Below are 13,146 nucleotides of genomic sequence, written 5' to 3'. Positions count from 1 at the left end.
TCTTCTCTGCTTTCTGGATCGCCAGCCGCTTACGCGACCGGTCCTCCGAAGATCTCGATGGGCTTGCTGTCGGCCGAGATGGTCACGAGCGCGCGCTTGGTGTCCTTGCGCTTGCCGTAACCGAAGCGGGTCCGCTTGCGCTTGCCCTGACGGTTGGCGGTGTTGACGCTGGTGACCTTGACGCCGAAAACCTTCTCGACGGCGATCTTGATCTGCGTCTTGTTCGAATCCGGGTGCACCAGGAAGGTGTAGGTACCTTCCTCGATCAGTCCGTAGGACTTCTCCGAGATGACCGGTGCGAGCAGGATGTCGCGGGGGTCGGCGATGGTGCTCACTTGCTCTCCTCCTGGGCCGCCTCGGCGGGACCGTGAACGAACGCGTTCAGGGCCTCGACGCTGAACACCAGTTCGTCGCTGTTGAGGACGTCGTAGGTGTTGAGCTGATCCGGGGCGATCGGCAGCACGTTCTGCAGGTTCGCCACGCTCTTCCACGCGGCGACGTCCTCGCGACCGACCACGACGAGGAACTTCTTGCGGTCCGACAGCTCGGACAGGAAGCTCTTCGCGGCCTTGGTCGACGGGGTCTGACCCGAGACCAGTTCGGTGATCACGTGGATGCGCTCGTTGCGGGCCCGGTCGGACAGGGCACCGCGCAGGGCGGCGGCCTTCATCTTCTTGGGGGTCCGCTGGCTGTAGTCACGCGGCTGCGGGCCGTGGACGGTGCCACCGCCGGCGAACTGCGGCGCACGGGTCGAACCCTGGCGGGCGCGGCCGGTGCCCTTCTGGCGGTAAGGCTTCTTGCCACCACCGGAGACCTGGCCACGAGTCTTCGTGGCGTGGGTGCCCTGGCGAGCGGCGGCCAGCTGCGCGATGACGACCTGGTGCATCAGCGCGACGTTGGCGGTCACGTCGAAGATCTCCGCGGGGAGGTCGACGGTGCCTTCGGTCTTGCCGCCTGCAGCCTTGACGGTCAGCGTGAGATTAGCGGCCTTCTTCTCCGTGTTAACTGCGGAGCTGGTCATGCGTGCGCACCACCCTTCACGGCGCTCTTGACGATCACGACGTTGCCCTTGCGGCCGGGGATGGCACCCTTGACCAGGAGCAGGCCGTTCTCGGCGTCGACCTTGTGAACCGACAGGTTCTGCGTGGTCACGCGGTCGTTACCCATACGGCCCGACATGCGCATGCCCTTGAACACGCGGCCGGGAGTGGCACAGCCACCGATGGAACCCGGGCGACGGTGCACAGCCTGCGCACCGTGCGAGGCGCCCTGGCCCTTGAAGCCGTGACGCTTCATGGTGCCTGCGAAGCCCTTGCCCTTGCTGATTCCGGTCACGTCGACGTAGGTGCCCTCTTCGAAGACGTCGGCGGAAAGCTCCTGGCCGACCTCGAAGGTGGAGGCATCCGCGACGCGGATCTCGGTGACGTGGCGGCGCGGGGTGACACCGGCCTTGGCGAACTGGCCGGAAACCGGCTTGTTCACCTTGCGCGGGTCGATGGCGCCGAAAGCGATCTGGACGGCCGAGTAGCCGTCGCGCTCCACGGTGCGGATCTGGGTGACCACGTTCGGGCCCGCCTTGATGACGGTGACCGGGACGACGCGGTTCTTCTCGTCGAAGACCTGGGTCATGCCGAGCTTGGTGCCCAGGATGCCGGCTGCGGGCCGGTTCTTGTTGTCAGTCATATCTCGAGTCCCCGTCACTGAATGTTGACGTCGACGCTGGCCGGCAGGTCGATGCGCATGAGCGCGTCGACCGTCTTCGGCGTCGGGTCGAGGATGTCGATGAGGCGCTTGTGTGTACGCATCTCGAAGTGTTCGCGCGAGTCCTTGTACTTGTGCGGCGAACGGATGACGCAGTACACGTTCTTCTCGGTGGGCAACGGCACAGGCCCGACCACACGGGCGCCGGTGCGGGTCACCGTCTCCACGATCTTGCGCGCAGACGCGTCGATCGCCTCGTGGTCATAGGCCTTGAGCCTGATGCGGATCTTTTGTCCCGCCACGCTAAGTGTCCTTTTCTCCGCTTTCCTTCGTGGTCACAGGAGCAAGCTCCCGCACCACCCTCATTTGCACAGCCCGAACACACGTGAGGTTTCGAGATCGCCACCGGGCACCGCCCAGTCCTCGCCGCTGTTCATCTGTCATGGTTCTCCGGTCCACGCGGTCGGGCGTGTCGCCCTTTTTGCTACAACGTGGTCCCGAACGTATCCACACCGGCGAACCGGTGGGATACACAACTGCTGCCTGCCCTGCTCGACCCGTCGGCCCCGAAGGGCGACGATCCTGCGCAAGGCAACCCGAACAGTATGCACCATGCCGACAAAGGTCTTCAAATCGGGGGGCATGAGGCATCGGTCACTGATCGGACTGTGCTCGACCATGGTAGCTGGCGGGTCACCAGCGCTGGTCAGTGGGCTTCCCGCTTATCTTACTTTTGAGTAAGATACGGGGATGGCACAGGAAACCGCGACGTACCGCGGCTGGAAGAAGCTGCCCGACAACCGCATCGGGCACGCGCTGTTCTCACTCGGGATGGTGGCCCGGGTCCCCTACTTCGGCACGGTGCTGCCGCAAGTGGTGCGGCTCGAGCCCGGACTGTGCGAGGTGACCTCGCCGAAATGGTTCGGCATCCACAATCATCTCGGCACCTTCCACGCCATCGCCGCGTGCAATCTGGCCGAGGTGGCGATGGGCATGCTCAGCGAGGCGACGGTGCCGACCACCCATCGCTGGATCCCCAAGGGCATGAATGTGCAGTACCTGGCGAAGGCCGAGTCTGGGTTGCGCGCGGTGGCGAAGCTGGCCGAGATCCCCGATTTCGCGGCGATCACCGAGGGGCGCGAGCTGACGGTGCCGGTGTCGATCTTCGACAAGGACGGCGTCGAGGTGGTGCACGCCGAGATCACCACCTGGGTCACGCCGCGGTAACCCGTTGGGCCGGTACGGTTGTGAGCACGGCTACAGACGGGGAGGTTCGATGCTGGAAGTCGCGCATGTGGTCCGCCGGTTCGGCGACAAGGTCGCGGTCGACGACGTGTCGTTCACGGTGGCGCCGGGGGTGCTCACCGGGTTCGTCGGTGGGAACGGGGCGGGTAAGACCACGACCATGCGGATGATCATGGGCGTGCTCGCCGTGCAGTCCGGCGAGGTGCGCTGGGACGGCCGGCCGGTCACGGCGCTGGATCGCCGCTCCTTCGGGTACATGCCGGAGGAACGCGGGCTCTACCCCAAGCAACCGGTGCTCGATCAGCTCGTCTACCTCGCGCGATTACGTGATGTGACGGCCGAGGCAGCCAAGACCCGCGCGCTCGGCCTGCTCGAACGGTTCGGGTTGGCCGACCGTGGCAAGGACAAGCTCGAATCGCTCTCGCTCGGCAACCAGCAGCGAGTGCAGATCGCGGCGGCGGTGATCGCGCAGCCCACGGCATTGATTCTCGACGAACCGTTCTCCGGGCTCGACCCGCTGGCCGTCGACTCGATGGTCGAGTTGCTGCGGGAGTTCGCCGCGAAGGGTGTGCCGGTGCTGTTCTCCTCGCATCAGCTCGATCTGGTCGAGCGATTGTGTGATCGGCTCGTCATCCTGTCCTCGGGGCGGGTGGTCGGGCAGGGGTCGGTCGATGAGCTTCGTTCGGCCGGCGGGTTGCGATATCGGCTCGTCGTCGACGGTGACGCGGAATGGTTACGGTCCCACCCCGGTATTCGGTCGGCGGAAATAGACGGTGGGCGTGCGGTTTTCGAGGCGTCGGAGACCGATGCCATCTTGAAAGAGGCGTTGTCGCGTGGATCGGTGCGTGAGTTCACCGAGGTCAGGCCGACCGTTGCCGAGATCTACCGGGAGGTGACGGCATGAGAGGTCAGCGCCTGGCGGCGGTAGCTCGCGTGACCACGAACGGCGCCCGATCATGCCAGGGAGGCGCAGCATGACGGGGGTGTGGCGGATCGTCGCGGCTCGCGAGATCGTGGTGAAGCTGCGGGATCGCAATTTCGTGATCTCTACGGTGGTGACCATCGTGGCGATCATCGCGTCGGTGGCGGTCAGCGGGTTCCTCAACAGCAGGCCCGACAAGGTCGATGTCGCGATCACCGGAACGGCTGCCGTAGTGGTGCTCGACCGGGCGAACGAGCTGGGAGCCGAGAAGGACGTCAGCTTCACCGGGCAGGCGGTAGCCGACCGGGCCGCTGTCGAACAGCAGGTGCGCGACGGTGCGGTCGATGTCGGCCTGGTCGCCGCCGAGCCCGACGGCTGGCAGCTGATCGGCAAGACCGCCGAGAACGACGACGCCACCACCTACATCACCGCCGCCGCCCAGCAGTTGGCCTTGCAACGCAATGCCGCCGCTGCCGGTGTCACCATGGACGAACTCGCCCAGGGCGCCGGTGTGGATTACACGCTGCTGGAGAAGAACGCCATCGATCCGGGGCTGGCCAAGATCGTCGCGTTCGTCTTCGCGTTCCTGTTCTATCTGGCGTCGCTGCTGTTCGGGATGTCGATCGCGCAGAGTGTGATCGAGGAGAAGCAGAACCGCATCGTCGAGATCCTGGCGAGCGCGATCCCGTTGCGGCAGTTGCTGATCGGCAAGGTGGTCGGCAACGCGGTGCTGGCGTTCGGGCAGCTCGTGCTGTTCGTGGTCGCCGGGCTCGGCGGGTTGGTCTTCCTCGGCAAGGCCGACCAGCTCGGCCGGATCGCCGGGGCCGCAGGCTGGTTCATCGTGTTCTTCGTGGTCGGTTTCCTCGCGCTGGCCAGCCTGTGGGCGGTGGCCGGCTCCCTGTCGACGCGCAGCGAGGACCTGCAGTCCACCTCCACTCCCCTGTCGATGCTCATCATGATCGTGCTGTTCGCGGGCATCTTCCTCTCCGGAACCGCCCGCGTGATCGCCTCCTACGTCCCCATCACCTCGATCATCGCCATGCCGAGCCGCCTGGCCGAAGGCACCGCCGCCTGGTGGGAACCCCTCATCGCCCTCACCTTGATGGCCGCAGCCACCTACGCCATCGTCATCGTGGCCGAAAAGATCTACCGCCGCTCCCTCATGCAAACCCAGGGCCGCCTCACCCTCCGCCAGGCCCTCGCCCTCGAGGACTGACACCGGGACACCGGTCACGTCTCCTTGCGCCCGGGTGTGGGGTGTGGATTGAATGCGGGGGTGAGTGTGCGGGAGTTCGATATTTGCGTGGTCGGGTTGGGGCCGGCTGGGCGGGGGTTGGCGCATCGGGCTGCCGGGGCCGGGTTGCGGGTTGCGGCGGTGGATCCGCGGCCGGAGCGGCTGTTTCCGCCGACGTTCTCGTGCTGGGTGGACGAGCTGCCGGGCTGGTTGCCCGAGAGTGCCGTCGCGCAGCGGATCGCGGCGCCGACGGTGTGGACCAAGACCGAGCACCGGATCGAACGGGCCTACTGTGTGCTGTCGAAGGCGGGGTTGCACGCGGCGCTCGCGCTCGACGACGCGACGGTGTTCGCGCAGCGGGCCGGGCGGGTGGACCAGCACGAGGTGGAGCTGGCCGACGGGACGGTGATCTCGGCGGGCACGGTGTTCGACACCCGTGGGCTACCGACGCTCGGCAAGCGGCGGGCGGCGTCGGCGCACGGGATCTTCGTCGATGCCGAGACCGCGGCGCCGATGGTCGGTGACGGCGAGGGCCTGCTGCTGGACTGGCGACCGGAGAACGGTGCGGGTCCGGACGAGCCGCCGTCGTTCCTGTACGCGGTGCCGCTCGGCGACGGAACCGTCATCTTCGAAGAGACCAGCCTCGGCCTGCGCGGCGGCATGCCCCAGCACGAACTGCGCAAGCGGACGTTGAATCGTCTTGCCGCCCACGGTATTCGGCTCACCGGCGACGAACCGCACGAGGCCGCCCACTACCCGCTCGACCAGCCGCCACCGAAGAAGGGCGCCGCGGCGGCGATCCCGTTCGGTTCCCGCGGCGGCATGATGCACCCGTGCACCGGCTACAGCGTGGCCGATTCGCTCGCCCTCATCGACACCGCCGTCTCGGCCGTGCAGCAGGGCACCGACCCCGTCGAGGCGCTGTGGCCGTGGCAGGCGCGAGCGGTGTACTGGATGCGGATGCGCGGCCTGTGGGGCCTCGGCAGGCTCACCACCGACCAGTCGATCGCCATGTTCGAGGCGTTCTTCACCGAATCCGAACGCGGCCAACGCGCACTGCTGTCGGCCCACGACGACTACACCGCCCTGGGCGCGGTGCTGTTCAACACCGTCGCCCACACCTGGCCGTTCCGCTGGCGCTACGACCTGGTCGGCTGGACCAACCGCAACCGCTGGGTCGACTACCCGTTCGCGGAACCGGAATGAGAAAGGCCGCGCCGGGCAACGGCGCGGCCTTCCACAGAACTACGCGGTCTCGGCGGCCTTCTTGTAGCCGCGGATGGCCGGGTAGGCGAACACCGCGATCATCCCCACCGTCCACAGGACCGTCTTGAGCAGCGGGTCCGCGACAGGACCGCCGTAGGACAGCCCCTTCATCGCGTCGATCGCACAGCTCATCGGCTGGTTCGCGACCACGGTCTGCAACCACGTGGGGTAGGCGATGATCGGGACGAAACCGGTGTTGAAGAACATCAGCAGCGTGTTGAGGATGCCGATCAGGCTGATGAGCATCACGCCCTCGGTGATGGTCGCCAGCGCCGTCACCATCACCGCGAAGCCGAGCCCGAAGAGGATCGGAACACAGATCAGCGCGATATTGGTGAGCGGGTCTTCCATGAAGAGGAAGCCCAGCGGCACGGCGACGAGCAGCACGATCACCGTGGTGATGAGAATGCGCAACGCCTCCGCGATCAGGCGCCCGGTGAGCAGCGACGCCTTGTTCAGCGGCATCGTGTAGAAGCGGCTGAGCAGGCCCGAGGCCTTCTCGCGTTTGAAGCCGAGGGCACTCACCACCGCACCGGTCATCGCCGCGACGAGCGTGAGCAGCGCGGCCTGGCCGTAGATGCTCGGTGTGCCGGTGGCGGCGGTGATGGAGTCACCGAGGACGATGCGGAACATCAGCAGCGTCACAGCCGGGTAGGCGATGGTCTGGATGGTGGTCGACGGGTCACGCAACCACACCATCAGCAGTCGTTTGGTCTGGATGAGGCTGTGGCTGAACCACACCGACACCGAACTCTCCGGCTTGGCGTGCACCACCGGCAGCTGGGCCGCCGTTTCCGTTGTCGTCATGATCGCCTCACACTCGCCCACACTGCCAGTGGGAGGAATACAACTGCCGCGATGCCGAGCCACACCAGCGATACCCAGCTGCCCGCCCACGACAGGTGACCGGCGGCCATGTCGCTGAGCGTCTGCGCCCACTGCGAGATCGGCTGATTGCGGGCGAACCCGCGCGCCCAGGTGGGGAAACTGTTCTCGGGCACGAACCCGGTCGACATCATGCCGAAGATCAGGATCGGCAGGGTGAGCGCCTGGCTGAGCGCCTCGGGGTTCTTGGTGAGGCTGCCCAGCGCGTCGGCGCCGAGGGTGAGCACCACACCGACCGCCAGCGCGAACCCGCAGAACGCCAGGGCCTGCAACCAACCACCGGTGAACCGGAAGCCGATCATGTACCCGTAGCCGACGGTCGCGACCAGCGAGACCACCGACCGGACGAGCCCGGCGCAGATGCGTGACATCAGCGGAACCAGCGACCCGATCGGCATGGTCTGCAACCGGGTACTCAACCCGGTGAGCGCCTCGAACGCCGCGAGTTGCGCGTTCGACATCATGGTCATCGCCATGGTCTGCAGCACGATGATGGGCATCACGTACTGCGCGTAGTCGATGCCCTGCACCTTCATCACGTAGCGCAGCGGCAGGTAGAACGCGACGGTCACCACCAGCGGGGTGAGCACGGCGACGATCAGTTCGCCCTTGGTCGCCATGGTCCGCACGATGCGACCGGTCAGCGCGCGCCACTGCGCGAAACTGCTCTGGTGCACCTGGGGTAGGTCGGCGAACAACCCCGTCGCCGCGGGGGTCGACACGCTCACTAGTGGCCGCCCGAATGACCGGTGATCGACAGGAACACGTCGTCGAGGGAGGGGCGGCGCAGGGCGATGTCGGCCAGGTCGATGCCCGCGTTGTCGAGCCTGCGCAGCGCCTCGGCGAGGGTGGCCGCGCCGTCGGGCGCGGGGATGGACAGCTTGTCGGCACCCGCGATCTCGGCGGCGACGGCGGCCGGGACCAGGTCACCGAGGGCCTGCACGGCGGCCGCGATGCGGCTGAGGTCGAGCGGGATGATCTCGCAATAGCTGCCGCCGGTCTTGGCCTTGAGCTGGTCGGCGGTGCCTTCGGCGATGACGGTGCCCTTGTCGATGACGATGATGTTGTCGCTGAGCACGTCGGCTTCTTCGAGGTACTGCGTGGTGAGCAGCACGGTGATGCCCTGGTTCTTCAGTGCCGTCACCAGATCCCATACGCCCTGACGGCTGCGTGGGTCGAGCCCGGTGGTCGGTTCGTCGAGGAACACCACCTCGGGGCGGACCACCAGCCCGCAGGCGATGTCGACCCGGCGACGCATACCGCCCGAGTAGTTGCGCACGGCCCGTTTACCGGCGCTGACCAGGTCGAATTCCTCGAGCAGCACCTCGGCGCGCTTGCGGGCGGCCGACTTGGTCAAACCCATCAGGCGACCGAACAGCTCGAGGTTCTCGCGTCCGGTGAGGTTCTCGTCGAGCGCGGCGTACTGGCCGGTCATCATGATCGAGCGGCGCACGCCCGCGGCGTCGGTGAGCACGTCGTGCCCGGCGACGACGGCGGTGCCGGAGTCGGGGCGCAGCAGCGTGGACAGGATTTTGACCGTGGTGGTCTTGCCCGCGCCGTTGGGTCCGAGGATGCCGAGCACGCTGGCCTTCTCGGCCTGGAAACTGATGCCCTGCAGCGCGTGCACGTCGCCGAAGGATTTGCGCACGTCGGAAACGAGCACGGCGGGCTCACCGCCGTGCGACGCGACGCCACCCACGGGCGAATCCACTGAGATAGAACTCGGCATCAACTCTCCACCATCGGCCGCGGCGGCGCCGATCGAACGGGCGCGCGCCACGGAATTTTTCTTCCCGGTAAGTGATCCATACCGTTCGGCGCGATGTTACCGGTCCGGCGATTTTCCGGGTCGGGACTGAGCGGGCCCGGGAAGATTCGGTCCGATTCCTTGTCGCCGCGACGACACGCCCATACCCTGGCATCCGGGTAGAGGGAGGTGACCATGGCCGAATCGGCCGCCGCATTGCCGGGCCGTACCGATCTGCTGATGTCGTTCGATCCGCGCACCGGCGAACAGCTCGCGCAATATCCGGTGCAGGGCGGTGCCGAGGTCACGCGCGCGGTCCGCACCGCGAGGGCGACACAGAACTGGTGGGGGGAACTGGATTTCGGTGAACGCCGCAGCCTGCTGCTGGATTGGCGAAGCCATATCGCCCGGCGCAGTGGCGAATTGGTCGAGATCCTGCGCAACGAGACGGGTAAGCCGGAGGCCGATGCCGCGCTCGAGGTGATGCTCGCGGTGGAGAACCTGGATTGGGCCGCGCGCAATGCCGAACGCGCACTCGGTCGCAAACGATTGCGTTCGGGCTGGTTCACCCGCAATCAATACGCGTCGGTGGGTCATCTGCCGCTCGGTGTGATCGGCGTGCTCGGTGCCTGGAACAACCCGGTGTTCACGCCGATGGGTTCCATCGCCTATGCCATGGCCGCCGGGAACACGGTGGTGTTCAAACCGCACGAGATCACCACCGGCGTCGGCCTCTGGCTGGCCGCGAGCTGGTCGCGCGTGGTACCCGATTATCCGGTGCTGCAGGCCGTGACGGGTGACGGCCGCACCGCGACGGCGCTGTGCGGCGCGGAGGTGGACAAGATCGCCTACGCCGGTCCCGAGGCCGGTGGCCGCGAGGTGATCGCGCAGTGTGCGCGCTCGCTCACGCCGGTGGTCGTCGAGCACAGCGGCAAGGGCAGCATGATCGTGCACGTCGACGCCGCTCTCGACGAAGCCGCCGAGGCCGCGGTGTTCGGGGCGATGGCCAATTCCGGCCAGAACGCCTCGGGTATCCAGCGCTGCTATGTGGCCGACTCGGTCTTCGACGATTTCCTCGCCCGCGCCGCTGACCGGGCCGCCAAGCTGCGGCCCGGCGCCGACAACCGCGCCGCCTACGGCCCGATGATCAATGCCGACCAGGTCGACGTGGTGCGCTCCCAGGTGCGCGATGCCATCGCCCGCGGCGGGCACGCCGTGCTCGGCGGACTCGACTCCTTCCGTGACCCGTATGTGGAGCCGATCGTGCTCGCCGAGGTGCCGGAGGAGAGCATCGCGATCACCGGCGAGGGCATCGGCCCGGTGCTGGTGGTGAACCGGGTGTCGGACCTGGCCGACGCGGTGACCCGGGTGAACGCGGCGGGCAACGGCATCGCCGTCACCGTGTTCACCCGCGATATCGTCAGCGCCGAGTTCATCGCCGCACAGCTGAAAGTCGGTGTGGTGACGGTGAATTCGTCGACCGCGTTCACCGGTATCCCGGCTCTTCCGTTCGGCGGGGTCGGCGAGTACGGGCAGGGGCACAGCCACGGCGGGCAGGGTCTGCAGGAATTCAGCCGGACGATGTCGATCGCACGCAGACGTTTCCGCGCGCCGGTGCGCCTGTCGACGTTCGATCGCAGGCCGGGACATCTGCGCCTGGCCAAGGCGGCGTTCCGGTTACGCCACGGGCGCTGACTGCCCGCCGAGCAGCACCGCGCTGGTGAGCGCGCCGAGCCGGGCGAGCTGCTCGGGCCGGGAGTCGAAGCGCAACAGCCTGCCCACGTCGATGATCTGACCGATCGCGGCATGCACCCGGAACCGCGCCTCGATCGGGTCGCCGTCGAGCAGGTTGGCCCATTCGAGGATGTTCTGGCGCTGGATCGCACGCAGCCGATGCTGTTCGGCCTGGGGCAGATTGCTGAACTCGGCGTAGTACACCGGCATGATCTCCGGCGTCGCGAAGGTGAGGCGGGCGTGCTCGTCGGCGATGCGACGGGCGGCGTCGGCGCGGTCGTTCGACTGCGCGAGCGCCTCGCTGATCCCCACGGCGAGGCGGTCGCCCGCACGGTGGAAGGCCGCGGCGAGCAGGTCGGCTTTGCTGTCGAAGTGGCGGTACACGCTGGAGGCGTTGATGCCGACGGCGGCGCCGATCTCCTCGATACCCGACTCGTGGTAGCCGTTGCGGCCGAAGATGCGGATCGCCTCGGTGAGCAGCTGTTCACGTTTCGATGTCACCGGTAGCCCACGATTCTGCTTGCCGGGCTCGGCCGGCGCCGGTGCGGGCGGCAGGTCGGCGCGCACGATGGACCAGGCCATGTCGAGCTGCAGGGCGAGCATGCGCGAATGCGAGAGTGTGGTGCGGTGCGCGGCGATGCTCGCCAGGGCGCTGAGTGCGCCGACGGCGAGCAGCGTGATGTCCTCGGGGCTCGCGTCCGGCCGCAATTCCGCGATGGGCGTGGCGACCATGGCCTCGAGTTCGCGGTAGAACGCGCGGATGCGGACGCGGTCCTCGCGCTCCAGATAGCGACGTTCCCAGCGGTACAGACCGGCTTCGCGCCGGATGTCGATATTGTGCTCGGCCACGGCGGTGAGCAGCGCGTCGAGGCGGTCGTGCGGGCTCAGCGCCGGGTCATCGGCTGCTTTCGCCACATCGCGCAGCCCACGCGCGCCCTCTTCGGCGGCGGCGACGAGCAGTGCGTATTTGTTGGCGAAGTGGCGGTAGAGCGCGGGCCCGGAGATGCCGACCTCGGCCGCGATCTCGTCGACGCCCACCGGGTAGTAGCCACGCGCGCTGAACGCCCTGGCGGCGGCGCGCATGATCTGCATCTTGCGGTCCTTGGGCCTGCGGCGGACCACCTTGGCCTGGGTGGTCGCCTGCTCGGGGCCGCTGTGGGACTCCCTGCGATCGGCGACCATGTACGTTGCTCACTTCCCGTTGCGCGAACCGTCGTCGACGGTTCGGCGCCGTCCGCAACGGCGCTGGACCAGTCAACCTAAGTTAACCACAATTCGCAAACGGCGTGACGAAGTCGGGCAAACGCGAACCGTCCCGCTCGCGACGGTGCGAGCGGGACGGTTCGAGTGAATCGTGGGGAACTTAGAGGCCGAGCCCCCGGGCCAGCGTCGGCCACGACAGTTTCAGTTCGTCCTGCCAGTAGCCCCACGAGTGGGTGCCGTTGGGACGGAAGTTGAAGGTGGCCGGGATGTTCAGCTCTTTCAGCCGGTTGGCCAGGTTGTTGGTGCAGTAGTTGGTGCCGGCCTCGATGATGCCGCCGATGACGATCTGGTTGGCCAGACCGTAGGCACCGGGCAGTGCGTAGGGGCCGTTGAGGGTGTCGTACGGTCCGGGCAGGCCGTTGCCGGTGGAGACGTACAGTTCCACGCCGCGCAGGCCTTCGGCGTTCACGTACGGGTCGTTCTTGACCCATTCCTCGGAACCCTGCGGGCCCCACATGTTCATGGTGTCGCCGCCGCCCCACGTCTCGACCGTGAGCTTCACGAATTCCGAACCGACCGGGTCGGAGGTCTGCGCGCAGCCACTGTAGGCCGCGGCCGCCTTGTACAGGCCGGGCTTGGCGATCGGCAGCGCGAGAACGGTGGTGCCGGAGGTCGACAGACCCGCGATGGCGTTCACACCGTTGGTGCCGAGCGCACCGTCGACGAGCGGGGGCAGTTCCTCGGTGAAGAAGGTCTTCCACTTGTTGCGGCCGACGACCGGGTCGTCCTTGATCCAGTCGGTGTAGTAGCTCCAGGAGCCACCGATCGGCTGGATCACGTTGACGTTCTTGTCCGACAGGAATTCCAGCGCGTCGGTCTTGGCGACCCAGGACGCCGAATCCTCGCCGCCGCCCGCACCGTTGAGCAGGTACAGGGTGGGGCGCGGGACCGAGGCATCGGCGGGGCGCTGCACGTCGACGATGATGTTCTGGTCCATGGCCGCCGAGTACACGTGCAACCGCAGGCTGCGCGAATCCTTCACCTCGGCCTTGACGATCTTGGAACCGTCCTCGGAAACCGGGTTGGCGAGCAGGCTCTTGGAATCGATGATCGGGTCGGCCGAAGCCGGTGCGATGCCGAGGCCGGACAACAGTCCGGCGGCCACTGCCGTTGCCGCGATCATCGCCGCGGCTCGGAGGCCACGACGCC

14 protein-coding genes are annotated in these 13,146 nt (G+C 67.3%); 5 read left to right on the top strand and 9 right to left on the bottom strand.

Annotation, left to right across the window (positions count from 1 at the left end):
• Positions 1–29: 29 nt before the first annotated feature.
• Genes rplW through rpsJ form a run of 4 tightly spaced genes read right to left on the bottom strand, consistent with a single transcriptional unit; the run spans position 30 to position 2,003 of the window.
• On the bottom strand, positions 30–335 hold the full coding sequence (gene rplW / locus LDL21_RS23855; RefSeq protein WP_019045018.1) for a 50S ribosomal protein L23: 306 nt from the start codon (positions 333–335) through the stop codon (positions 30–32).
• A complete protein-coding gene (rplD, locus tag LDL21_RS23850; RefSeq protein WP_225281835.1) occupies positions 332–1,021 on the bottom strand; it encodes a 50S ribosomal protein L4 in 690 nt (229 codons plus the stop codon). Before rplD ends, rplW begins: the two co-directional genes overlap by 4 nt.
• On the bottom strand, positions 1,018–1,683 hold the full coding sequence (gene rplC / locus LDL21_RS23845; RefSeq protein ID WP_067491154.1) for a 50S ribosomal protein L3: 666 nt from the start codon (positions 1,681–1,683) through the stop codon (positions 1,018–1,020). The genes rplD and rplC overlap by 4 nt, the downstream gene beginning before the upstream one ends.
• A gap of 14 nt (positions 1,684–1,697) precedes the next feature.
• On the bottom strand, positions 1,698–2,003 hold the full coding sequence (gene rpsJ / locus LDL21_RS23840; protein WP_003938093.1) for a 30S ribosomal protein S10: 306 nt from the start codon (positions 2,001–2,003) through the stop codon (positions 1,698–1,700).
• Positions 2,004–2,451: 448 nt separating this feature from the next.
• On the opposite strand from rpsJ, the gene LDL21_RS23835 reads away from it, so the two are divergent.
• From LDL21_RS23835 to LDL21_RS23820, 4 genes are all read left to right on the top strand, one after another.
• On the top strand, positions 2,452–2,928 hold the full coding sequence (locus tag LDL21_RS23835) for a hotdog fold domain-containing protein (protein ID WP_067491156.1): 477 nt from the start codon (positions 2,452–2,454) through the stop codon (positions 2,926–2,928).
• Positions 2,929–2,977: 49 nt separating this feature from the next.
• Positions 2,978–3,850 carry an ABC transporter ATP-binding protein gene (locus LDL21_RS23830; protein WP_225281834.1) on the top strand — a complete coding sequence of 291 codons (873 nt, stop codon included), beginning with the start codon at positions 2,978–2,980 and terminating at the stop codon, positions 3,848–3,850.
• Between the two features lie 70 nt (positions 3,851–3,920).
• Entirely contained in the window at positions 3,921–5,084 is a 1,164-nt protein-coding gene (locus LDL21_RS23825) for an ABC transporter permease (protein WP_225281833.1), read from the top strand.
• A gap of 48 nt (positions 5,085–5,132) precedes the next feature.
• Entirely contained in the window at positions 5,133–6,308 is a 1,176-nt protein-coding gene (locus LDL21_RS23820; RefSeq protein ID WP_225281832.1) for a lycopene cyclase family protein, read from the top strand.
• A 39-nt stretch (positions 6,309–6,347) separates the two neighbouring features.
• On the opposite strand, the gene LDL21_RS23815 is transcribed toward LDL21_RS23820, so the two are convergent.
• From LDL21_RS23815 to LDL21_RS23805, 3 genes are read right to left on the bottom strand one after another with little or no spacing between them, the layout of a single operon-like run.
• Positions 6,348–7,175: an ABC transporter permease gene (locus LDL21_RS23815; protein WP_225281831.1), complete on the bottom strand. Its 828-nt coding sequence runs from the start codon at positions 7,173–7,175 to the stop codon at positions 6,348–6,350.
• A complete protein-coding gene (locus LDL21_RS23810) occupies positions 7,172–7,981 on the bottom strand; it encodes an ABC transporter permease (protein WP_225281830.1) in 810 nt (269 codons plus the stop codon). The genes LDL21_RS23815 and LDL21_RS23810 overlap by 4 nt, the downstream gene beginning before the upstream one ends.
• On the bottom strand, positions 7,981–8,982 hold the full coding sequence (locus LDL21_RS23805) for an ATP-binding cassette domain-containing protein (RefSeq protein ID WP_225281829.1): 1,002 nt from the start codon (positions 8,980–8,982) through the stop codon (positions 7,981–7,983). The genes LDL21_RS23810 and LDL21_RS23805 overlap by 1 nt, the downstream gene beginning before the upstream one ends.
• A gap of 213 nt (positions 8,983–9,195) precedes the next feature.
• Here LDL21_RS23805 and LDL21_RS23800 point away from each other — a divergent pair, with 213 nt between their 5' ends.
• Complete coding sequence (locus LDL21_RS23800; RefSeq protein ID WP_225281828.1) at positions 9,196–10,695, top strand: aldehyde dehydrogenase family protein; 1,500 nt, start codon at positions 9,196–9,198, stop codon at positions 10,693–10,695.
• On the opposite strand, the gene LDL21_RS23795 is transcribed toward LDL21_RS23800, so the two are convergent.
• Positions 10,678–11,916, bottom strand: coding sequence for a TetR/AcrR family transcriptional regulator (locus LDL21_RS23795; protein ID WP_225281827.1), 1,239 nt, complete (start codon positions 11,914–11,916; stop codon positions 10,678–10,680). The genes LDL21_RS23800 and LDL21_RS23795 overlap by 18 nt on opposite strands.
• Before the next feature lie 181 nt (positions 11,917–12,097).
• Complete coding sequence (locus LDL21_RS23790) at positions 12,098–13,120, bottom strand: alpha/beta hydrolase (RefSeq protein ID WP_067491167.1); 1,023 nt, start codon at positions 13,118–13,120, stop codon at positions 12,098–12,100.
• Positions 13,121–13,146 lie beyond the last annotated feature (26 nt).

The sequence above is a fragment of the Nocardia rosealba genome, from assembly GCF_020216065.1.
Classification (GTDB): Bacteria; Actinomycetota; Actinomycetes; order Mycobacteriales; family Mycobacteriaceae; genus Nocardia; species Nocardia rosealba.
Note: the sequence above shows the minus strand (reverse complement) of the source record. Positions and strands in the feature narration are given on the sequence as shown.